Genomic DNA, 24,302 nt, shown 5'->3' with positions numbered 1-24,302 from the left:
CAGCCATGTGTCAGCGCATTCTCACTCTGTTCCTGCCAAGATGTCTGGCGACCATCTGAAAAATGTCAATAAATTGGTCGCCGAAATCCTGCTTCGGAATGATAAAGGCTCTCTCTTTCTCATAATAGATGCCAATCGTCTTTGGCGTCACGACCGCCCTCTCGATCTCCTCCCAGGAATAGTGATGCAGATTTTCCCCATATTCTGCAAAGATCCCTTCCTCTTCCGAAAAGGTATATATAACCGGATTACAATATTCGGGATTGGTCAGCACCTGCTTTTTTGCTCTCCTGCTGAGCTGAAACGGCATATTTCCGAGAAAGAGCAGCGCCGCCGCAAGATAAAGCGCCACACTGACAGCACCTGTTTTTCCTGACAGATACATAAAGACGCCTGTAAACGCCACAGCCAATCCAAGGATATTGATCAAAAATCCACTGAATTTCGAATACGCATGAAACAAAAGAAAATCAAACAGTGCTTCCTTCGTCATATGTACCGTTATCTTGTTCATAAGTCCTCCTTTACAGCCTCAACCGGTCCGCCCGGCGTTCTCTGTAAAAAAGTCCTTTTATATCTTAACATATAAAAGGACTTTTTACACTCTTAATTTCTGTCTTAATTTCCGTTATAAGCCCATCCGTCCGGACTATAGATACCTTTCTGCCGTTTCTGCATATATTTGTCAAACGCCGCCGTAATAAACGGGCAGAGGAACAGGGTGATAATCGATGCCGTCGCGCACTGCGCGGTTGCCATGCTCACATAAGGCGCCATTGTCGGGTCAGCCTCCGCCACTGCCGCCGGTGTCATGGCAGAATTCAGAGCCGTTGTACCGATCGCTGCCCCCATCGCATTTCTCTCTTTCCTCGGGAGCAGCAGATTAATGACAAAGAAGAAGAGGACCGCCGTCGCTGCAGAGATCAATCCGAGTACGATACCGGACGCACCGGCCATGAGAATCGTCTTCACATCTGTCTTGGCACCGATCGAAATCGTCATAAAAAAGGTGACGATCGGCTGCGCCTGTCTGCAGGCATCGCGGAAACCTTTGTCAAGATTCCCCCATACGAACCCGATGAGCAAAGGCACAAGTACTGCAATCAGAGACTTGATCGGGATGTTTGCCAATCCTGTCGCACCCAACGCGATCAGGGTAAAAAACGGTCCGTCATTCAGAGAAAGGACAGAGATCGCTCCCGTATCTGTCGCATTCCCAAACTGCGATGACAGCGATATGTAAAGAGAGCCGTTGGAATTTGTAATCGCTGCGATCAGTACAAAAGGCGCAATCCCTAAAAATCCTTCCGGCCCACAGATCGTGCCTACGATAAGCCCCACGATCACACCAAGGACAAATTTCGTACCTGTCATGATCACACCCTTGTACAGCGGCATCCCCACCTGCTTGACGTTGATCATGGAGCCGCATACGATCAGGAAGAAACCCATCATACAGGAATTTCCTTCATAGAACAGCGCTGTCACATAACCACCGATCTGAAAAACCTGCGGAACGAAAGTCGCCAGCAGTACCGCAATCACAAGCGGAATGATGACAAGGCCGCCCGGAAGGTTTTTCATCTTATTCAATATATTAAGATCCGTCTGTTTATTCACATCTTTCGATTGTTCGCTCATTGTTTTCCTCCTCTATTTTACTATATTTAAGTACTCTGCTATACTTCCACACAGGGCGCACATCTGGCTGCCTCCCGAAACAGTCGGTCCACGATCTCACATGCGGAAGTATCCGTACCTGTCAGACCGCCTTTGCCGACGATCGGCAGTCCGTCATAGCTGCCGACAAGCCGTCCGATGTCCGTCTGCGGAATCACGTAGTCGATGACTTCGATACATTCCACGCCGAGCTGATGACAGACATTCACCATCGTATCTCCACCTGTTGTATACAGTCCCGCTATCTTTTCTCTGCCAGCCAATTCCAGAACCTGAGAAATAATAATGCCCAATCCTCCGTTGATCCGGTTTGCGCTCATGCCATCGGCATAATGTCTTTTATTGTCTTCTTCTTCCAGATTAAGGACAGGTCCATGCAACGCCGTCTCAAAAAGAATCGCCCGCGGCGGCGCTTCCGACTCCAGCAGGTCAACTGCGATGTGGATCGCCCGGAACGCCTCATCGAGTGCATCGTCGCCGCCTTCGATCAATATGAGCGGATCTACGCTGATCCGTACATGCCGCTGATCTTCACAGAGGATTTCCATCTGTCGTTTTGTGACCGGTGTGGCGCTTCCCGCCGCAATGAGAACGGTCTTGCCCGCCTCATCGGCCGTCGGTGGCACATTATCTTTCTCCACATCGATCAACCCCCGGCAATATGCCAGTTTGGAAGTAAACGGCCCCGGGTCCACGCTGACGACATCCCAGCCGAGCGTAATACACGCCTGCGCAATACTTTCCACATCTTCCAGGGTAATGGCATCGACAACGATAACCTGGCAGCCATCCTCCCGCAGACGTTTCATCGCTGTCCTGATCCCATCGCTGCCCTCCAGCACATTGTCCAGAGTAACAAGACCTGCTTTTCTCCTTGTCTGTCCCGATAAAAGCCGGGGAATATAATTTTCCCTGACCGGCGTCCTTACGTCTCGTGCCACCGGTGTGTTAATCAGCGCGACACCGTCGATCACGGAATAGCCGCCGACCAATATTCTTCTCGACTGCGGCATGGCAGGTACGACTACGGCAACCGTATCGTTGTCAAGTTGATCGAGCATGGCGTCAATCTCTACGCCGATACCACCGCGCATCGTCGTATCGGTCCGTTTCTGGAAATATTTGACACCCATATTTTTTAATGTAATTGTAGCATCCTTTACTTTTTCATATGCTTCATTGGCAGGAAGTGGCCGGCTGTTGCTGCTAATGATGACAGCATCCAGCGCTTCCGCACGCTCTGCCTTCGAAGCCGCTTCCACATTAAAGAAAACGTGTGTCTTTGCTCCGCTTCTCGCAAGCAATACCCCTGTCGTTGTTGCACCTGTCAGATCATCCGCAACTACTCCGATCGATGGCATAGTAACCCCTCTCTTTCTCTTAATTTTCCATTATTTTACATTTCTCTCATGCTGCTTTGCCGCATACTCTGCCACTACCCTCGTCGATTCGATCAGACTGACACAGCCTGCAACCCCCTTGCCGGCAATGTCAAATGCCGTACCGTGATCGACGGAACTTCTGATAAACGGAAGTCCGAATGTAAGCGTTACAGATTTCTCAAAATCAAGTGTCTTACATGCAATGTGCCCCTGATCATGGTAGAGGGAAAGAATCGCATCGAATTTCCCTGATTTTCCGATATGAAATACGGAATCTGCGGGACAGGGACCGATCGCGTTAATTCCTCTTTCTTTTGCCGCTTCCACTGCCGGACCGATGTCCGTGAGCTCTTCCGTTCCAAACAGGCCATTGTCACCATTATGCGGATTCAATCCGGCAACGGCAATCAGTGGATTTTCAATCCCCACTTTGCGCAGTTCCCTGTCAATATTGATCACATTCTCCAAAATGACATCTTTCGTCGCATAATGGCAGGCATCTACAAGAGACATATGACGACTGGCAAAAAACACTCTCAATTTATGGCAGGAAAACATCGTCAGTGCATAGGGAGAATTCGTCGCATGTTGATATATTTCCGTGTGACCCGGTTCTTTTACCCCGACCAATTTGATCGCACCTTTGTGAATCGGTGATGTCGACACCGCGTCGATCTTCCCCTCCATGCCGAGAGAGATTGATTTCATGATCCAGTCGATCGCCATCTGCCCTGCCAACTTCTGTTCTTTCCCCCATTCAATGGAGTCCGTATCATAATCACCGGTCTCCAGAATATCCACGATTCCATACACATACTCTGCCTCTGACGGATCAGAAATGAAATGATATTTTAATTCCTTGCCTAATACTTTCGCCGCCCTATCCATAATCGCCTGACTACCAATGACAAAAGGTCTGCAACAATCATGGATTTCCTGAGAGAGCATCGTTCCCACTACGATCTCCGGTCCGATTCCTGCCGGATCTCCCATCGTAATCGCTGTTACCGGTTTGAATTTTTCGCTCATATTTCGTTTTCCTTTCGATATATTTTGTTTATCTGTTTTTATATTTTCATTCTATATCTATTTTTTTCGTTTTTACAACTGTTTTTTGTCATTTCGTATAGTTTCATACTTTTCATATGTCATATTTGTGCATTTTGCATTACTTTTTTTAATATTATTTTCGTTTTGTTTCGTTTTTACTTTTGCTTACTTCCACTATAATTGGTACAGGTAAATTTTCGGTAATACAAGTCTGAATTGACAACATTCCAAATATGAGAAACAGATGAATGCACAGAACAGAAAGTCTTTAATCAGATTTTAAGCGAAGACTTGCCTCATGGAACAGAGAAAACGCAAAAAGAAAATCCAGAAGCTGCAACCCTCCGGATTTATATATATAGTAATATTTCAGGTCCGCGCTCCCGCGTAGGGAGCGACTCGTTGTTTGGCTTGCATATGCCTGATTGGTGTTTATTTCAATCCACGCTCCCGCGTAGGGAGCGACACCGGAATAGATGGACTACTACCGCTATTGTGGAATTTCAATCCACGCTCCCGCGTAGGGAGCGACTCATGTTCTGACCAATCTCTACCCACTTATCTACAATTTCAATCCACGCTCCCGCGTAGGGAGCGACCCTTTTTCAGCGTATCACAGTACAAGGATTTCTGTATTTCAATCCACGCTCCCGCGTAGGGAGCGACTAACATAATATGTTTAATCATTAATGTAATATCTATTTCAATCCACGCTCCCGCGTAGGGAACGACTCAGCGGCGTTTTTATCAATTTTTGCCGTTATCTCGATTTCAATCCACGCTCCCGCGTAGGGAGCGACTCAAAAATCCACCGCTCAAACTTATCTGCTGACGATTTCAATCCACGCTCCCGCGTAGGGAGCGACACAGTCAGCTGGTGTAAAGCATTTTTACTTGACATTTCAATCCACGCTCCCGCGTAGGGAGCGACATGTATCCATACCTGTTTAGCTCTCTTAAAAAAAGATTTCAATCCACGCTCCCGCGTAGGGAGCGACGTCATGGCGACAATAGACAGATTAGACATCCAAATAATTTCAATCCACGCTCCCGCGTAGGGAGCGACAAAGAACACCTACCGAAATGGCAGATGCTCTTTAATTTCAATCCACGCTCCCGCGTAGGGAGCGACTATCATTTGATAGGGAGATTATACCACAGAAAGATTTCAATCCACGCTCCCGCGTAGGGAGCGACGATATAGACGCATCCATACTGACAGACCACATGATATTTCAATCCACGCTCCCGCGTAGGGAGCGACTAATTATAGCTCTCTTTTAGATATTTGTCAAACAATTTCAATCCACGCTCCCGCGTAGGGAGCGACTTTCAGAAAATTTATAAATCCCCGAAAGAAACTATTTCAATCCACGCTCCCGCGTAGGGAGCGACACATTATCGCTGGAAAAGGATTACGAAAAACTTGTTATTTCAATCCACGCTCCCGCGTAGGGAGCGACATAAGAAAACAGCTTTAAAAGGCATAAAGGGAGAAATTTCAATCCACGCTCCCGCGTAGGGAGCGACAGCAAAAGTCACTAATTTTTAAAGCCTTAGAGATTTTTGCTAAGACAATACTGACAAATTACAATATTATTGTTTCATATAATAACTTAAATCATTGTGTTTTTGTTACTTTTTCATGGTGCGAACCTCTCAGGCATTTAATGTCAGCTTATTGTTCGCACCAGTTTAGATCATCAAAATACCTTCTGCCTCATAGGAATCTTTGCTGCCGAAATGTTCCACTTTTGTCTGATAATGATTTCCCAAATAGTAAAACCGCAGGCTGTCTTCCTTATCGTTGATCAGCGACACAAGCCGGTCTTTTAACAGTAATAATTGTGAGGCATCTAAAATACACTCAAAAACAGAGTTCTGCACGCGCTGTCCATAATTTACGCATTCCCTGGCAACCTTACGCAGGCGCGTTTTTCCCGCTGCGCTTTGCGTACAGACATCGTATGTAATCAATACTAACATACAAACACCTACTTCCAAAAAAATGGGGGATATTCTTCGATGTCGCCCCGAATTGTTCGTGCAAGCAAAAGCGCCTGCACATAGGGGACCAGTCCCCATTCGACTTTTTCTTTTAAATACGGGTGTGTGATCCCTTCCTTTTTACGATTCTGCCATGCGTGAAAAAATACTTTTCGGCCGTCATCATTTAAGAAAACCGCATGATCTTTTTGTTTCTCAAAATGATTCGTCTGAATCGCCTTTGTGTTGATCAGTGTCAGAATAAATCTGTCCGCCATAACCGGTCTCAATTCTTCCATCAGGTCAAGGGCCAGCGAAGTCCGGCCCGGCCTGTCTCTGTGCATAAATCCTACATATGGGTCCAAACCGACACTTGACAGCGCATTCGCGCAGTCCCCTGCAAGTACCGTATAGGCAAACGACAACAGGGCGTTGACATTGTCCAGAGGTGGTCTGCGGTTCCTCGTTGTAAACATAAAATTTTCTTTTTGATTCAGAATCATATCGTCCACCACGGAGAAATACTGCTCCGCCGCTTTCCCTTCGAATCCCCGCAGCTCATCGAGAGCCGTCGCACCATCGATTTCCGGTAACATATCGTACAAAGCATGTGATACTTGCTTCAACCTTTCCGCATTGACACGATACGCATGATCCCGCAATGTTCGTTCTATGCTCCATCTGCAGTTAAAGACCTTGCCTGCAATCATGTTTTTCGCATATGCGGCGCTTCTGCTCTCATTGTCTGATATTCGGTACTGCTCCTTTCGAAGCAATACATTTCCATATTCTTTGCCGACGACTCTGGCTAAAAATGCACCTCTGGGCGAAAAGAAAGTCATTCCAATCTTCCTCTGCGCACAGGCTCCCATCAGCGCCGGGCTTGCCCCTTTATAAGTAAAGCATATCATATTTTCCAGCGTGTGCAGCGGAAATCTGCCAAGCGTTTTTTCGTCTTTCAATATTACCACATTTTCGCCATCAAGCGTCAAATAACAATCCTCAGTCATAACATATAATGTATTTAATAATTTCCGCATATCAACACCTCCGTACTCTCCGGCATCCGGTTATATGTTTATGGCTCCTGTCTTTCATCAGCGAGTCTTATATGCCGTTCCATGTAATCCCTGACTTTCATTGCCTTTTGCAGTTTGGGCACGCACAGATTTTCCAGTGAACACGCTTTACATTTTTTCGAACTTTTACTGCCTGGCGTATGTCCTCTCTGATAAAGGTCATGCATTTCCTGCGCCGTCTTTTTTACCTGCTGTCGCAGGTCGTCCGTGAATTCGACATGGCTGCGCCGCCTGTTCTCTCCATAATACAAGTATCCTTCCGGTATCCTGATCTGAAACATCTCTTCGAGACAGATCGCCTGGGCGCAAAGCTGTAATTCATCCGCATTGTTCTCTTTGGGTACTCCGCGTTTATATTCTATCGGCACCGGTGCCCATGTCCCGTCATATCCAAACAGCAGAACACCGTCTGCATCCTCCCGAAACTCCACAACATCGCACTGTCCACTGAGTCCCAGCTCACGGGAAGCAATACGTAGTCCTCTGACTGTCAGCAGACTGCCTCTCTTCTCAAAAGAGCCCTCATCATGCGCCTTCTTATGCATCAACTCACCGGCTGTCGTTCTGCCATTTTCCTCCCACTGTTGTTCGATATTTATGATCGCCCACTGCCTTCTGCAAAACGCAAAGTGCTGAATGCCGGAAAGCATGAGATAATCTTCTTCCGCATACATCATCAGATACCTTCGATCTCTTCCAGTTGTAAATCAGGCAGAGAACCGACATGAATCTCATAATCCGCAAATTCCTTCGGATCGTCCACTTTCGTCCCGATCCCGACCAGTCTGTGAACTTTTGCGGAAGAATATTGTCCCATGGGACAGTTATGCCTCCACCAGTACACTTTACACACTTCCATACTCCCATCCGGCCTTGCGGAAGAGCTGTCATTGACAAACAGCGTACGCAGAGCCTCTTTGATCTTTTCCGCATCTTCATCGCTGAATCCGGTTTTTTCCGCAAGCTGATAATTGATACTTCCTTTGACTACATATAACGCCGAGGATATTTTATGTTTCATACCCATCGTATCCGCCGATTTCTTCCCGTCTTTCTGCGTCTCACCATTGACGCTTTTCGTAATCTGCATACTGTCGATTGAGACAGGCACTACGCTGAATGCGGAGTGTACGGAGACCGGTCCCCTTACACCTACGGACACACTGTCCCCTTTGAATGCAAACACCTGGCCGAAACTGCGGACGTCAATCCACTTTTCGCAGGCCGCCTTTGCATAAGCGTCTTTGTCTTTATTTTTCAGCGCCTGATTCATTGTTTCATTGCTCTTTGCCCTGTCGGCCAGACTTTTACATCCGTCGTCGCAGCGCTCGTCGCTCTGCACAAAAATAGCTTCTCCCATATCCTGCAGGCGGTTCCTGATCTTCCGTTTGATACACACGTCGGAAATCTCTCCAAAACCATCGTATGTCTCGCGTGGCCTGTTTCCATTCAGGGGATCCCCGTTTGGATTTGCGTTCTTCACCATTACCAATACTGCAAAGTCAATTTTGTTTGTAAATTCACCCATTGCTATTCTCTCCTCTACTCTTCTTCCTCTGCATCTTCCTGCGTATTATTGTAAAAATGATTCTTCATATATTCCAGCTGTTTATAATATCCCGGCAGATACCATTCCGACAACGCCATATTGCTGTACATGTCGCCTGACATATGTGTCATAATTTCAAGCGTCCACTCTTCAAACTTTTTCCACTCATAATTCGTTAACTTTCTTTCATATGCGTTCAAATTCTCTTTTATCGTCTGAGATGTTTTCGCCGGCCTGCTGCTGTATGCATTCCAGTACCGTTTTGCATTCGTCGTTCGCCGGTCTCTGACTTTTCCACTTTCATCACGCTCATACATCGCCCGCTGTTCCATATAGTCATAAACTGCCAGCAGTCTGCCAAACAAAACATTACGGTCATCCAAATGTTCCTTCAGAAAATTGTCCATCGTTCCATACTCCTTTTCGTAATTGTAACGGATCATTGCACAGGTAACACATAATGAGTCGTTATACCAGATAAAATCACTCATTGTCTCCGGCATGGAGGCACGTCTTACTGCCGCTTTGATCAGGTCTGCCGGAATCTTCCTCCCTTTCCGTGTGATGCACGGAAGCAGCCGTTTTACCGTCGCCCGGATCAGCTTGCTGTCCGCCTCAAGCCAATCTGACCGCTGTACGCCGTAGGCCGCAAGTGCCATCGCTCTGGGCGATGGGCTGCTTTCACAAGTGATCCTTTCCTTTCCGTCTTCTGACCGTTCCAGCCTGACTGTACGCCGCCATTTGCAATGCTCTTGCCAGTCCAGCACGGCGTCAATATACTGTCTTGCGCCCATCTCGTCATAGTATACGATGGAAAGCCGGCCAGTCGTCGCCGCTTCCAGCGCGATGATCGCAACTTTGTCATCCTCTTTGATCTTCCCTGCATAGCCGTTCACTGCACGCTGAAACTGTTCGGCAAAATATTTACCTGTATCATATTTTCTTGTCTTTGTCTGATACAACTCGATATGATCAAAATCAAAGTCAAAATCATCAATCTTTTGATAGGCATTGACAGAATCTTGCATTATATCCGGAAGCTGCATCTCTCTGTTGGTCATCCAATAGACGATCGCCGACTCGTCCCGTGTGTACCCCTGTTTCTGAATCAGCCATCTTAAAGCGTTATGCGCTTTCTGTGAAGTTTCATAGCCGACTGAAACTGCCTGTTCCTTTGCTGTAAACCGGCCACGGTATGTAAATCCGGATTCATCGTTTCCCGAGATCAGCTTTGCCTTATCCCCACTGTTACGGATCTTGGAAGGATGTTTGTCGGAGCAGGCCATGATCTTTCCCTCCACATAACACAACCCTTCCTCTCCGGCCTTTCGCTCATAATAGGCGCTGTATCTTCGATATAGCTCCTGATTCTTCCACACTTCCTCCGGCCTGCAGCCGCCGATGACCTTAAAGCGAACATTGGCTCCCGTCTGTCCCAGCCCCTGAATTTTCATGCTATCCGAAAGTCTTCCGGCATCATCCGGCTGCAACACATGATTTTCCACCAGATCATGAATCAGTGATCCTTTGGCAAGGTATTGATATACTGCCTGTACCATAGGATGCGTATATTCCGACTCTGCCCAGTCCCGCAGCTGTTCCATATACGCCTCATAATACTTCTCCCTGTTATCACCGGTATACAAAGTATAGTCCCCGGCCACATAACAGAGCTTGTCACATAACGGATGCGGGGCAATACCACTGCTTCTGGCAGCCGAATCTTCCGTGACCGGAATGACCGTTACGACATTGCGCCCCTTATCCAGTTTCACAGAGTCCAGAAAATTTCCATTCTCATCGATCTTCACTTCGATCTGGGCATTGAAGGTCGAGTGTGAGATGGGCAGCAATACCGCCTGACCGTTCCGCTCTATTCCTGCCTGATCGGCACAGGCATCATATGTCTCTGCCAGAGTCTTCAACCACGCCAAACAAATCACCTCCTTCAAACTCCTGCAATCCTCTGAAATTTTTACCCGGCACAAACTGCTTCTGCTTGGCATCCCTCAGGATATGCCTGATCTCACACTGTTCCGGACATGGAAAACAGATCATTCCGTCTTTCATCTGCACATTCCAGAGACGTACCGTCATTTTTCCCTTTTCTTCTTCCCGGACAGCCTCACCCGGATAAGTAATGCCATGTACCATAATACCGAATGACAGGTTCCTGCCACAGTACGCGCTCTCTCCCTCACCAAACGTGCACGGTTCCACATACCCCTGGCACTCCCTTGCCCCCAGGAATACATCTCTTCTTCCTCCCCGCTCTATCATCCGTTTCGCAATGTCGAAGTGCTTATTTTCATTCCGGTCATGCGCCAGGTCTTCTCTGTTCTCATTCCATTCAAAATGCGCTCTCACCTGATATTCCACATCAGACAAGTAGGTATAGTATGACAGATCGTTCCCACCGCTGTATCGGATCGGCCTGATTCCCTTTGACTCCGTCCGTATCGGTTTGATCACACGGCAGGCATCAATCACCCATGTAATTGTCGGTTTCCAGTATATGGATTCCGTGATTCCCTTTAGTGCCTGATAGGTCGGTATCTGATAGCTGCACTTTTCTCCACCTGTCTTTGACAGAGGATCTGTAAATAGTGCGTATCTGCCCGATACCTTGTATTCAATGATATTCGGCTTGTCCATCTCTCACCTGTCCTTTCTCATTTTGTATTTACAAAAATAATCGATCAAAGCTAAATGATCAGCGTCTCCCATTCGGATGTGATCCCACAGTCAGGATGATAGGCTCCGGGAGCAGCTACCATATAAAGTCCCGCTATCTGATCACTCACCGGCTCTATCAGCCCATTGTAATTTTTCCACTGATTTTCCCTGAGGTTTACCGTGTAGCGCTGTGCCTGTCGGATATATGTTTTTATCTCTGCCATATCAGATGTATTGCGGATAGACTCGATAATCCGTTCTCCATCTTTATAAGGTACGATCACGCCAAAAGACCTGTCATCAATAACCCTGTATGCCTTTCCCGCCGTTTGATACGCCTGATTCATATAGTTCTTCTTCTCCTGCAGCTCAAATCCCTCTGACAAAAGTTCCACAATATTGGTATCCAGATCTGTGACCGGAAAATTCATGCTGTCTGCCGCACTTTCATAGATACGTCTGTAGTATTCATCCATCCATACAGGTGTAAGCAGGCTGTCCTTCTTTTCAGTTTTTTCATATTGATATATGACACTCTCCGCCGCCCCGATACCTCTCTGCAGGTCCACCATATTCCCGGTGTGCTCGCCTTCCAGTGTAATCAGATGTATCACGCCCTGAGCCAGCTCTCCATTCCTGTTACACCGTCCGGCTGTCTGTGCCAGGCTGTCCAGGCCTGCCATCGACCGATAGACGCAGGCAAACGACAGATCCACACCTGCCTCGATCAGATTGGTGCTGACGACTATAATCCTTTCCTGCCTGTCCTCAAGCGCCTCTTTGATCGAACGGATTTTGTCACTTCTGTGCTGCGCGCATAAGTTTGTCGTCAGATATTCGACACGGAGCTTTTTCTCTTTCAGTATATCATACAATGTTCTGACCGCGGACTTTGTATTTAAGACAACAAGGATTGAATGATATTCTGACGTTCGTTCCATAATTTCTGTTCCCAGACTCTCCAATGTATATTTTTGGTTTCTTACCGGCGTATTGATTTTCACCCGCTCAAACCTGTGAAACCAGCCCATTCTGTCCGTGATCATATATTTTGGTACGCTGTAACAGAGCGGGCACTCCGCCTCTTCCAGTGTTGGCTGTGTTGCTGTGCATAAAACAATATTGGTATGGCAGACCGCATGTAAAAAGTTAATCATATAGTTAAATGTATGTACACATTTCAGCGGCATCGACTGCACTTCATCAATAATCACAACAGCATTGACCAGACGGTGCATCCGCCGTATCGAAACCTTCTCATCTGAAAAAAGTGTATTCATAAACTGGACAAATGTCGTACAGATGAAGGGGTCTTCCCAGTTTATATCATACCTGGAAAGCTTTTCACGCCGGTAATCCTCCTGCTTACTCTCTCCGCTTTCGTTATCATCCCTTCTGACTACCGATGAATGATGCTCCAGTATCCACGATTCGTTGCCGATCGCCTCACGGAATACCTGCGCATTCTGCTCCGTAATACTGATATAAGGCGATACATAGATAATCCGCTCCGTTTCCGGATGTAATCTGCAATATTCCAGCGCATAGGCGAGACCGCTGAGCGTTTTACCACCGCCTGTAGGAATGGGCAGACAATAGATGCCGGCAGGATGTCCGGCAAACTGCCTGCACGCATCCTGCAACACATTTCTGGCATCGATGATCTCCCGTTCCCGGTCCGTAAGCTGCGAAGCTGCGGCTGCCTGTAGCTTGTCCTGCATATAAACGTCAAAATTTCTGAGCGCTGTCCCAAAGATTTCTCCGGTATCAGTCCCTCGTCCTTTCGACAGTGTATCAATGCCAGCCATGAAATCTGAGGTCGCCTCCCAGTCAGAGTCGATCAGAATCGACAGTATAAGCCGCTGCATACATGCAAGCATAAAATATTTACAGTCAGATAACATCTTATTGGCCTTTTGACCATATCTGCCTGACAATAACGGCGTCAGTCTTGTATAAAGTTCCCTGATCCGCTTCCAGACCATATCAAATTCAGTCGACGCGTTTGTGAATATTTTATCAACCTCATATTCATGCAAATAGTCCCGACCCGCGTTGTCACATGCCTCCCCATAGTCTTCGACTATCTGTAATTTCTTCGAAAATAAATCGATATTTTCATTATTCACACAATCAAACAATCCATGGTGCGCTGCAATCGCATAGGAAATCATTTCCACCATGAATCTCACATTGCCGGAAAGGCCGTGATACATATCATACAGATATTTTGCGCCTGCCGAAGCGTGTGCGACCATCCCCTTCAGCTTACGCCTTGTCCTGTCATCGGCCTGTATATAATCCGCAAACGCCTGCTTATTCTTTCCCAGATCATGAAAGATACCACACAATGACATAACATGGGAAATCCCGCACCGCCTGCCCTTTTCCCTGCACAAATAGGTCGTTTTTTCGGTATGTTCCGCCACCGATTCTTTTCTCTCAAGTCTATCGTTTGAAATATGCGCGATCATGAAATCTACCCTCTTTCGTTTAATCATTCTCATTCCAATTTTATAGATTACCCATTAGAGCTCATAATAGAATTCTGCCATGGCTATTTTATTGTTAACGATTCTTTTCAGTTCACAGTCTTCATGAACCAAACAATTTTGAATGATTTTGTCGCTTGCTCCTGTTATTTCTTTGATAACAGAATCGCTTAATCCAGCCTTTAGAAGCTGTCCTATTCCGTATTTTATAATGCTCGTCACACTGGTAACATCAATCAAAGCGCCAAGATAATCTGGGATTCCAGAATACGATGTTACATCAGCCCATGGTTCCCCTGAACAATTAACAAACAACGAGTCTTTCTTGGTGACTATTTTTCTTTCTAAAACGAATCTTTCCATTCTGCCTAATTGTATTGCCAATTTAGGCGGCAGTCTAAGTTCAAATCCATTTACCGTAACAAATCCATATATACTATCACAATCACTCCATTTTATTTTTCTCAGTTCACGGTATGTAAGCCCATATGCCGTCATCATTTTAATGCCAATAGCTGCCATTGCTTTTTTAAATTTTGTTTCATCAATCCAATCTTGTCCATCAAGTTGCTCATCTGTCCACTTTATAATTTTCTCTATCTGATCCGACGATAAAGCTTCCTGCTCTACAATTCCCGCCAGCATGTCACACTTCAAAATGTAAGACATCATTTGTTTCATATAAGAGTTTTCCCGTAATCTATTATATGAAATCGCGTCATACAATTCAGGATTTACAATGTCTGTTGTCTTTCGAATGTAATTGAATAGCTGGCCAATAACAGTCGAATAACGCTTTGCCTTTGTTTTACTTTTAATTCTTCTTACTTCTTCAACATTATAAATTAAGCTTTTTAGTATAAACTCTACATCGATGCCTTTTAATAAGATGCGAAAAGAATCTCCAGACAATGAGTTGCCCCAATACGTTTCCAGATATTCCTCAAAATTCGCAACATCACTTTTATAATCCGGATATTCTTTAATAAAATTTTCTATGATACTTTTATAGTTCATATTTCTTCCTTCCTTTCAATTTTTAACATTATATATTTTATTTTGTCAATATTTTTAAAATATAAGTTTTTATGTTATTATTTTTCGCTTAATCTTTGATATATCTCCAATGAAACCATTTTTCTATATACTTATCTGTCGGCAATTCGTGTTAAATAAAAATTATAATATAAAAAAACGAAGAGCCCGAAAGCTCTCCGCCTTTAAACATGTATTCCATAAAAAATGTCTCTACTCTTAATTAATCCCCGTTATCCCTAACGTTCCGTCAACAGACTTGAAAATAATATTCGGGGTAGCATCTCCCATGACGACACCGGCCATCGTCTCTTCCAATGCCTGCACATCGACCGCCGCGATCGTCGCGCATCTGTCCTCAGTAAAAATCACATCCGCTCCCAGTTTCATAAAGGCGTCCTTATCCTCAACAACGTCCCCATTTACGGCCACCGGATAACTGCACAGACCGGCAAGCGCTTCCATGTCCTGATTGGAGACTGCTGCCTGAATTTCTTCCGCAAATGCCGCGATCTCGCCACTGTCTCCTTGCTCCTCCAAGTCATTAAAGTTTTCATTTTTCTCTTCTGCTTCGCTCTCTGCCTGTCCGCTTTCCTCACCGGTCTCTTCTACAGCAACTTCCTCCACTGCTTCTTCCGGCAGATTGTTCACCTCCGCTTCCTGAGCCCCACAGCCTGCACAGCCCAACACCATAGCTCCTACAACAACTAACAATTTCCACTTTTTCATAACGTTTCCTCCTGATGTCTTATTCTTTTGTGCCGCACCTATTATTATACGTTATGAACATTTTTGTGTCAAATGGCATATTATTTTTATGTTGAACACCATCACTCTTTAAAATCACATTTCAATTCCTAAACCAAAGCTGGTTTCCAGCAAGCACATTTCGGAAAGAAAACCATGTCGGAAAACCCATTGCCCGCTCAGCATGTCCACAATTAACTGCCTTAATTCATGAAAATCCATTGTAATATACAGTTTCAATGATTCGTATGTTTCTGTTCAAGACCAGTAGTTTCCAAGTTCTTTGCTACTGGTTGTGTACCATATTTCTTGATTGGCAAAATTCCCGTGATATATGCCAGCTTTAAGAATGCTCCCGATAGAAGGCTTTAAATAATTCTCTCAGCAGGTTAATATATTTTCTTTGAAGTTTTTTATTATTTTTATCCTCCCGAAACAGACAGTCCCACTCATCAATAAAAATAATAAACTGTTCTTTTATCGATGCATTAATATTTGCCAATACCGACGGCAAGAAAATATCTGTATATCGGATACACCCGGGATACTCCCTTTCCAACTCGGCAGTCACTTATTCCTGAATATAGCTCATTATTTTAATAGTAGGATCTCTTTTCAAATAATTTTTACTCATTTATAATCTCAAAAATTATATTTATGAATTTCTATGAAAAAATAACTAATACTTTTCCTTTTGCTAATCTTGCATGAATACTACATCATTGCCTGGCAACAGCATATTTTTCTACCAAAGGAAAACAATTCTGCACCACCCGTTGATAAGATTCTGTTATTTCCTCCTCCGTAAAGCGCTTTCCCTTGGCACGAATTACTTTGTCTATCACATTCTGCTTATCTTCACATCCAAACAAAATCTTCTGTTGTCTGTTAATAAAAAACGTAGTTGCATCAATTTCTAACTGTCTGGTACTTAGTGCCTCGCAAAGCTCCAACACATCGATAAGTATCTTCATGGATAAATCCTCCATGCTCGTTGCAGACTTCAAACAATCCTCAAATTCAATTCCTTCTTGAATAAATCCATTCTTTTCTACCAGAATATCTTCCATTACACAATCCTGTAAAGTATCAGCTACCTGTTGGCTAAACGGGCCATAAACATAAAGCTTATAATTTGGATCTATATCTGCACCTAATGCCTTGCAAAAATAAATAATTTTTTGAAGCCTTACACGTCCTGCAACATTTCCACCATTTTTGTCCACTAACTGAACCATAAATGATTGTAATTCCATAAGATACCTCCTAAGTGTAGTATTTTGTCATTGATCAAGGAACAAGGTAAATACTTTTTATTATAATTTTAATATGCACAAGTCATATATTAGAAGATCAGTTAATCTCTTCTCTCATTTCATTTAGCTTGACTCTCAGCTTCTTTTCTCGCTGTTGAGTGGCTTCCAATTCTACTTGCGTTTTATTTATCTCATCCATACGCCTTGTAAACTCATCAGAATATAGCTGCTGACATCTTTCCCGTGTTTCTTCCGCAATCTCATCTTCTGCATAAATACGCAAAATTCCAATCTTAAGGTCAGAAATACTACGTAGTGTAAAGGAGTAATATTGAATAGGACGTTTTTCATCATCATGCTTTGTGACTACTGGGATGGCTGGCAACTGTTTATAAGATTCCTCCTCAGACTGCATATCGGGATTCTGTTCATCATTATAGAATTTGATTTCAAACATATGTTTAGCTGTGGAGCCCGTTGCTAAATCAACAAAAATTTTTAGATTATCATCATCCTTTATAAAATTTTTAATATGTTTCGTAACAAAATGTAATCGCTTGTAATCCTCCCGCTCATCACCACTCTTTTGGTCATAATGCACATAGGCCGGATTGAATACAACCTTGTGATGTTTTCTGTACAAAAGCCTGTTTGCAAAATCATGTATCCTCTTCGTGGTTATATCAGAATGCAAGTCGGCATAGTACTTTATTTTACAATCAATTTTACTATCATCCAACTTCAAATATTGCTCCAGGTCATTTGGATATTGTCCTGTCTTATCTTCTTCAAGAAGCAAGTATTCTTTTATAAAAGAACTCAAATAATAGTCAAACAATCGCCGATCCTTATGAAAATATACCTGGATGAACATCCAATAGCGAGCTAAAACAAATTCTTCAACAACCTGAATGCCACTTTGGTCAATAGCCAATACATGATTTCCCTCAATTTCTGCTACTCGCATGGAATGAATCAGCTTTTCCAGATCATATGTTCCATACTCCACTCCACAATAATGGCTGTCTCTCAGAAGATAATCCATTTTATCACAATCTAATTGACCACTAATTATGTCATCAAAAAACCGGTATTTAGGATCATTGGTACTTTGACTGAGGATCAGAAGAATATCTTCTACCATATGGTATTGCTCTTTGGGCCAGAAAGATTCAATAACCGAAGCAAGACGCTTTTTGATAATACATCGAGTATATGCTTCATGCCCTGAAACCATTTCACCGTTAATCGGATCTTCAAGTTTCGGATAAACACTGCTTTCGCCTTCCCCTACATGTGAATAGCAGCCATGCCCTATATCGTGAAGTAAGGCAGCCATACGAACTAACGCTTTCTTTTCAAAAAATTCCTCATCATTCAATTTATTCAGCGGATGAAATCCTTTTAATTGATCCATTACCCGCCCAGCTATATGCATCGTCCCAATGCTATGTCCAAACCTAGTATGCTCAGCACCGTGATAAACCAAATATGTCATACTCAACTGGTGAATTTTACGAAGCCTCTGGAACTCCCTTGTATCAATGAGTACTCGCTCCCAGGGATATACATTAATCAATCCATGGATTGGATCCCGAAATACACCAGTTTTAGATTTGCATTTTTCAAAAGAAATATTCAGATTGTCATCTTTTGTAGACATATTTCATCAGTCTCCTATCATAGACTATCGTCGGTGCAACTTTCTATATTCATTTGGAAAAGCAGAACGCATGGCAATCCTCAGTTTTCCTGTGTACGTATAGAAAGCCCTTCCATGCTGTACATACCTTTCTTTCTCCAGCAGTTGGATTTCTCCAGCCTTATCCTCCAGTAACTGTCGAAGTTTTCCTACTGTATTAACGCCACAAAATAATAATTCTTGCAATAGAATATCAAATGGTTCATGTTGATTCTTATTCTTTTTTATAAAATGTTCATCCAGAATACGCTCAAGCACAATAGTATCTAACTCAGTTTCAGCCTCTGACAAGCTGTCATCTATGTATGAAGTGTTTTGAAGAGCTTCTTTTGCACTGAGAATATTTTCCAGCTCGTCATCTACAATTTCCAATACAGCAGCCAAACGATTAATATTACGGCGTAGTGAATATGGAATTGTATTTTCTGCTTTATACTGCAAAAGATGAGAGGATGCTGCCCAGACGTGCTGGCTAAAGGTTCTGATCTGTATTTCCGCCTCAATACCCAGAAAAGCCTTTGTATTTGGTGTCTGAAGCCACTGATCCGGAAGTTTTATTTGAAAATGAACAGACAAATATCCAAACGTGTTTTCTGACTTATTATCCGCCTTATTATCTTCCCACAAAATAGGAAAATTACTATGAATCATATCACAGACACTAGCAATATCCCGCTTAAACAGTGTAGTAATGCGAAATCCTATTATATCATGAATACTGAAAATAGATCGAGGATCCAAGCATTTTCGCTCTACCTTTTCTAAAATAGAATTCCACTCCTTTACCCGCCAGTGTAACTCAAAATAAGGAACTTGTACTTTTTTTAATAACTCCTTTAATTCTCTCTCCAAATAGTGACAAAAACTAATATATATATTTCTGTTTTCTTCATATTGCACTTGCAATTCATCAAGTGACATTTTATCCTCCCTAATACCGTATTGTAGACATGAATATAGTCCTACATATTTAGTATTTAGATATATGTTATATGATATAGCGGGTATAATAAAATGTCAATTTGAATCTGGTAAAAACTGCGTTTATGAAGGCGGAGCCTCTCATCCTCTCCGCTTTCTGTCCATCACCTTACAAAACACTACTGCTGCCAAAGTACTCACCCCTGTTGCTACAATCGCCGGGGCGATGATAACTGCCGGGTTCGTGCTTCCGTACTGACTGCGGTAGGCGATCATATTGACCGGGATGAGCTGCAGAGATGATATATTCAAGATCAGAAAGATACACATCTCCTTGCTGGCTGTGCGCCGTGCGCTTCCCGCTCTTCCTGCCGTACTCTTAATTTTATTTTTATCCGGCAGATATTCCGCATTCCCCCGCTCTGCCTCCAGCTTTGCCAGCTCCTCCATCGCCTTCAGCCCAGCCGGCGTACATGCCCAGCCAAGTCCCAGCACATTGGCAATAATATTTGTCGAGATGTATTTCCTGGCCATATGATTTTTGGGAATATCCGGGAACATAAAAGACACAAAAGGACTGATCGCCTTTGTCCATCTGTCGATCAGTCCCGCTTTCTCCGCAATTTCCATCAGTCCCATCCACAACGCCATCACACCGATCATCGTGATGCAAAGGCTGACCGCTTCCCTGGAAGAATCCAGCGCCGCATTCGTCACCTCCGCCATATGACCGGTCAAAGATCCATAAACGATGCCAATGAGAATCATAACTGCCCAAATATAATTCAGCATATACTTTTTTCCTGTTTTTCCTTCAGTATATGCCGGAAATATTCCCTTCAGTCTTTTTTATTAACAAAAACCAGACAGCACCGTCTACATAAGAGTATGAGACTGTATTAAGTTCTTCTCTGCAAATCTCAAAGCATAACTTATACCGCTCATACTTAAAACAAGCCGCTACTGTCTGTTTCATGTATTCCCGTTTCCGTTTAAGAAATTTCTCCTGAGGTTTTCGACCTCTTAGCCCTCTACAACTTTTCCTCTGCGGATTACCTTCACAATGTCCAGATTCTCATTCAGGATAACCATGTTCGCATATTTATCCGCCTCAATGCTGCCATACGAATCAAACACGCCGATGGCCTGGGCCGGATTTTTCGTCGCACATTTCACTGCGCTGGCAAGGGGTATGCCCGCAGTCTTTACCGCAAAGCGCAGGCAGTTCATCAGATTTGTCGCCGATCCTGCGATCGTGCCGTCCTCCAGCGTCGCCAGATTACCTTTTACAATTACCTTCTGCCCGCCCAGAGAATATTCTCCGTCCGTCATGCCGGTCGCTGCCATGCTGTCGCTGATCAGAATGATTCGATCATCACCAAACATTTTAAACGTCGTGCGGATAACCGAAGGATGGATATGAATGCCGTCGCAGATCAACTCCACCTTGCAATCACTGTCACAGGCGGCTCCGATCACACCCGGCGCCCTGTGTGTAAATGGCGGCATCGCATTATACAGGTGAGTCACCTGCTTCGCCCCTTTGTCAAAAGCCTTTTTCGCCGTATCATAATCGGCCGTCGTATGTGCAACGGAAATGGCAACTTCATCTTTACACGCATCAATAAACTCCATCGCACCATCTACCTCCGGCGCCAATGCACACAGACGGAACAGACCACCCGACGCTTTCTGCAATCTACGGAACATCTCCGCATCAGGACGATGAATATACTCTTCGTTCTGTGCACCCTTTTTCTCTTTGGAAATAAAAGGTCCTTCCATATTGATACCAACAAGTTCTGCACCTTCGCTATGGTCTGCCTTTTTATAAGCGGCAGCCGCTTCCGCTACCTGTAATAACGTGTCCTCTCCCAGCGTCATCGTAGCCGGATTGATACTCGTAATACCATTTGCCAGCTCATATTTGGCCATATCCGCGATCGCTTGCTCACTTCCGTCACAGAAGTCGTGACCTACGCAGCCATGAAAATGGACGTCAACCAGTCCCGGGATCACATAACACCCCTCCGCATTTATGACATCTATGTCATTCTTTACGTCTGTGATCTTCTCACCCTCTACATACACTTCTTTTTCTGCAAAGCTGCCGTCCGGCTGAAAAACCATACCTCCTCTGATAACCATAAAATACCTCCTTTATATTTATTATAATATCTTTGACAAAAACTCCTGCAATCTGAGATTTTCCGGATGACTGAAAAACTTGTCCGGTGTATTCTCTTCCTTGATCATGCCCTCGTCCACGAACAGTACTCTCGTGCCGACCTCTCTGGCAAACCCCATCTCATGAGTAACGATGACCATTGTCATCCCATCCCTTGCGAGTTCACTCATAACCTCCAATACTTCCCCGACCATCTCCGGATCGAGTGCCGAAGTCGGTTCATCAAAGAGCATCACTTCCGGGTGCATGGCAAGCGAACGGACGATCGCAATCCTCTGTTTCTGACCACCGGAAAGCTGTGCCGGATAAGAATTCTCCTTTTCTTCCAGTCCGACCCTCCGCAAAAGCGCCCTGGCCTCTGTCTCCGCTTCTTCTTTTGACTTTTTCAATAATTTGATCGGCGCCAACGTCAGATTTTCCAGTATCGTCTTATGGGGAAACAGATTAAAATGCTGGAATACCATACCGATTTTCTGTCTGTACTGATTAATGTCTGCCTTTTTATCAGTAATATTCATACCCTCAAAGCAGATCGTACCGGAGGTCGGTATCTCCAACAGATTCAGGGAACGCAGAAATGTAGATTTCCCGGATCCCGAAGGACCTACAATCACAACGACTTCCCCGCTTCTGATCTCCGTACTGATATGATCCAGGACAAGATTACTGCCAAATGCCTTGCACAAATCTCTGATTTCGAATAACACTTCTCCCTTAACGCTCACTTGTACGCAGCCTCCTCTCCAGTTTTCCTACCAACGCGGAAAACGCCATGACCATGGCCAGATAAATGAGAGCCACGCCGATCAGCGGCATAAACGGCTCATAAGTACGGCTGCGGATTATATCTCCGCCTCTCGTTAAATCCATCATCCCGATATATCCGCAGACAGAAGTTTCCTTTAAGAGGACAATAAACTCATTGGCCAGAGAAGGCAGTACATTTTTGAATGCCTGCGGCATGATAATATAACGCATTGTCTGCACATAGCTAAACCCAAGGCTCCTGCCCGCCTCGAGCTGACCGGCGTCGATCGACATGATACCCGAACGTACGATCTCCGCCACATATGCACCGGAATTGATGCCGAAAGCCAGAGTCGTCACAATCAGCTTACTCACATTATATTTCCCGAATACGACATAACACATAATCATCAGCTGCACCATCATCGGCGTACCCCGGATTACCGTCAGATATACTTTACAGATCAGATTCAACAGCTTCGCCTTACCCGTTTTGTCGTATGTAGAACGTATGATCGCCACCAGAAACCCGAGCACGATTCCCAGCAGCACCGCCAGAAACGTAATAATCAGTGTATTGCCCAGTCCGGTCACGAGATACATATAGCGGTCATCTTTGATAAAGTTTGTATAAAATTTTAATTGAAATTCCTCCACACCCTCACCCTTTCTCTTATCGGCTGTTGTTCGGCACACGTTTCTGATGTTGATTCATTATTTTCCTTTTTTGTCGGTTTGCACCAGAAATCTGCACCAGCAACTTCATATGTGCCCCTGCGAAAAAAGCGGACCGTTACACTGTAACAGCCCGCTTGATCTGTAACGCTTATTTCATTATAATCGACATTTTATTTTCTTACAATAACAACCTGCGTAGATGTTGCATAAGAATCAGTAAAATCAATGCTTGTCAGACGGTCTTCCGTTACTGTCATACCTGCTGCGCCAAAGTCAGCCTTGCCCGACTGTACAGCAGCGATGATCGCATCGAATTCCATGTCGTCGATCTGAAGCTCATAGCCAAGTTTATCGCAGACTGCTTTCGCAATGTCCGCATCAATTCCTACAATATCCTGTCCCTCATAATACTCGTACGGCTCGAACGCTGCATTAGTTGCCATGATCAGCTTACCATTAGAGTAATCAACGTCCGCAGGGGACTCATAAGGGCACGTTCCCTTTGTGTCATCTCCGATGTAATTTGCCACGATCTGATCCAGAACGCCATCCGCTTTCAGCTCATTCAGCGCACCGTTGATTGCTTCTGTCAGGTCTGTGTTGTCCTTGGATACACAGATCGCATAATCTTCCACTGCGAAATCTTCTTCCAGAATCGTCAGATCATCGTTTTTCTCTACAAATGCCTGTGCCGGCTGTGCATCGATGATCACACAGTCGATCTGGCCCTGCTTCAAAGCCTGTACTGCATCAGCGCCCTTGTTGTAACGCTCAATCGTCGAACCTTCTGCCTCATAATCGCTGGCAAAAATGTCACCGGTCGTACCGAGCTGTACGCCGATCGTTTTTCCCGGAAGGTCCTCCAGAGAGTTTACCGTGTTGGGGATTCCCTCCGAACTTTCTGCAGAATCTGCCTCTGCTGCATCTGCTTCCGGAGCTGCCGCATCCTCTGCCGTTGCCGGGGAAGATGTCTCCGCCTCCTGGCTGCCACAGGCTGCCAGAGAAGCCGCCACACATACTGCCATAAGTAATGCCGCTAATTTTTTCATAACTTTCTCCTCCATTTTGTTTCTGAATTGTATAAATATACATCAAGTAATTATAATATCACGTTTTTCACAAATTACAAGCCTG

At 44.6% G+C, this 24,302-nt stretch carries 21 protein-coding genes and 1 CRISPR repeat array; all 21 genes read right to left on the bottom strand.

Annotation, left to right across the window (positions count from 1 at the left end):
- Positions 1-10: 10 nt before the first annotated feature.
- Complete coding sequence (locus tag V1224_00275; GenBank protein ID WWR15935.1) at positions 11-514, bottom strand: YcxB family protein; 504 nt, start codon at positions 512-514, stop codon at positions 11-13.
- Positions 515-618: 104 nt separating this feature from the next.
- Positions 619-1,641, bottom strand: a complete 1,023-nt coding sequence (locus V1224_00270) for a 2-keto-3-deoxygluconate permease (protein WWR15934.1) — start codon at positions 1,639-1,641, stop codon at positions 619-621.
- 38 nt (positions 1,642-1,679) lie between these two features.
- Positions 1,680-3,041 carry a four-carbon acid sugar kinase family protein gene (locus V1224_00265; protein ID WWR15933.1) on the bottom strand — a complete coding sequence of 454 codons (1,362 nt, stop codon included), beginning with the start codon at positions 3,039-3,041 and terminating at the stop codon, positions 1,680-1,682.
- Positions 3,042-3,071: 30 nt separating this feature from the next.
- The gene (gene pdxA / locus V1224_00260) at positions 3,072-4,091 is read right to left on the bottom strand and encodes a 4-hydroxythreonine-4-phosphate dehydrogenase PdxA (protein ID WWR15932.1); all 1,020 of its coding nucleotides are present in this window, start codon (positions 4,089-4,091) and stop codon (positions 3,072-3,074) included.
- A 388-nt stretch (positions 4,092-4,479) separates the two neighbouring features.
- A CRISPR array of direct repeats spans positions 4,480-5,642; the repeat unit is 32 nt; unit sequence ATTTCAATCCACGCTCCCGCGTAGGGAGCGAC.
- A 165-nt stretch (positions 5,643-5,807) separates the two neighbouring features.
- A complete protein-coding gene (cas2, locus tag V1224_00255) occupies positions 5,808-6,098 on the bottom strand; it encodes a CRISPR-associated endonuclease Cas2 (GenBank protein ID WWR15931.1) in 291 nt (96 codons plus the stop codon).
- 8 nt (positions 6,099-6,106) lie between these two features.
- A complete protein-coding gene (gene cas1c / locus V1224_00250; protein WWR15930.1) occupies positions 6,107-7,138 on the bottom strand; it encodes a type I-C CRISPR-associated endonuclease Cas1c in 1,032 nt (343 codons plus the stop codon).
- Positions 7,139-7,176: 38 nt separating this feature from the next.
- Entirely contained in the window at positions 7,177-7,854 is a 678-nt protein-coding gene (gene cas4, locus V1224_00245; protein ID WWR15929.1) for a CRISPR-associated protein Cas4, read from the bottom strand.
- On the bottom strand, positions 7,854-8,705 hold the full coding sequence (gene cas7c, locus V1224_00240; GenBank protein WWR15928.1) for a type I-C CRISPR-associated protein Cas7/Csd2: 852 nt from the start codon (positions 8,703-8,705) through the stop codon (positions 7,854-7,856). The genes cas4 and cas7c overlap by 1 nt, the downstream gene beginning before the upstream one ends.
- 14 nt (positions 8,706-8,719) lie before the next feature.
- Entirely contained in the window at positions 8,720-10,660 is a 1,941-nt protein-coding gene (gene cas8c / locus V1224_00235; GenBank protein WWR15927.1) for a type I-C CRISPR-associated protein Cas8c/Csd1, read from the bottom strand.
- Positions 10,626-11,381, bottom strand: coding sequence for a type I-C CRISPR-associated protein Cas5c (gene cas5c, locus V1224_00230; protein ID WWR15926.1), 756 nt, complete (start codon positions 11,379-11,381; stop codon positions 10,626-10,628). Before cas5c ends, cas8c begins: the two co-directional genes overlap by 35 nt.
- 50 nt (positions 11,382-11,431) lie before the next feature.
- Positions 11,432-13,876 (bottom strand): CRISPR-associated helicase Cas3', encoded by a 2,445-nt coding sequence (gene cas3, locus V1224_00225; GenBank protein WWR17390.1) that lies wholly within the window; start codon positions 13,874-13,876, stop codon positions 11,432-11,434.
- A gap of 54 nt (positions 13,877-13,930) precedes the next feature.
- Positions 13,931-14,911 (bottom strand): hypothetical protein, encoded by a 981-nt coding sequence (locus V1224_00220; GenBank protein ID WWR15925.1) that lies wholly within the window; start codon positions 14,909-14,911, stop codon positions 13,931-13,933.
- Between the two features lie 237 nt (positions 14,912-15,148).
- Positions 15,149-15,658 (bottom strand): hypothetical protein, encoded by a 510-nt coding sequence (locus V1224_00215; GenBank protein WWR15924.1) that lies wholly within the window; start codon positions 15,656-15,658, stop codon positions 15,149-15,151.
- Between the two features lie 737 nt (positions 15,659-16,395).
- A complete protein-coding gene (locus tag V1224_00210) occupies positions 16,396-16,932 on the bottom strand; it encodes a hypothetical protein (protein WWR15923.1) in 537 nt (178 codons plus the stop codon).
- 97 nt (positions 16,933-17,029) lie between these two features.
- Complete coding sequence (locus V1224_00205) at positions 17,030-18,595, bottom strand: HD domain-containing protein (protein ID WWR15922.1); 1,566 nt, start codon at positions 18,593-18,595, stop codon at positions 17,030-17,032.
- Positions 18,596-18,619: 24 nt separating this feature from the next.
- Positions 18,620-19,555: a hypothetical protein gene (locus tag V1224_00200; GenBank protein ID WWR15921.1), complete on the bottom strand. Its 936-nt coding sequence runs from the start codon at positions 19,553-19,555 to the stop codon at positions 18,620-18,622.
- Between the two features lie 141 nt (positions 19,556-19,696).
- Positions 19,697-20,347, bottom strand: coding sequence for a nucleoside recognition protein (locus tag V1224_00195; protein ID WWR15920.1), 651 nt, complete (start codon positions 20,345-20,347; stop codon positions 19,697-19,699).
- A gap of 231 nt (positions 20,348-20,578) precedes the next feature.
- A complete protein-coding gene (gene nagA, locus V1224_00190) occupies positions 20,579-21,703 on the bottom strand; it encodes an N-acetylglucosamine-6-phosphate deacetylase (GenBank protein WWR15919.1) in 1,125 nt (374 codons plus the stop codon).
- A gap of 21 nt (positions 21,704-21,724) precedes the next feature.
- The gene (locus tag V1224_00185; GenBank protein WWR15918.1) at positions 21,725-22,468 is read right to left on the bottom strand and encodes an amino acid ABC transporter ATP-binding protein; all 744 of its coding nucleotides are present in this window, start codon (positions 22,466-22,468) and stop codon (positions 21,725-21,727) included.
- Entirely contained in the window at positions 22,458-23,093 is a 636-nt protein-coding gene (locus V1224_00180; GenBank protein ID WWR17389.1) for an amino acid ABC transporter permease, read from the bottom strand. The genes V1224_00185 and V1224_00180 overlap by 11 nt, the downstream gene beginning before the upstream one ends.
- Before the next feature lie 245 nt (positions 23,094-23,338).
- Positions 23,339-24,217: a transporter substrate-binding domain-containing protein gene (locus V1224_00175; GenBank protein ID WWR15917.1), complete on the bottom strand. Its 879-nt coding sequence runs from the start codon at positions 24,215-24,217 to the stop codon at positions 23,339-23,341.
- Positions 24,218-24,302 lie beyond the last annotated feature (85 nt).

The organism is Lachnospiraceae bacterium JLR.KK008 (genome assembly GCA_037015955.1).
In the GTDB taxonomy this organism is placed as follows: domain Bacteria; phylum Bacillota; class Clostridia; order Lachnospirales; family Lachnospiraceae; genus VSOB01.
The sequence above is the reverse complement of the archived record's forward strand: the minus strand, read 5'-3'. Positions and strand labels throughout refer to the sequence as shown.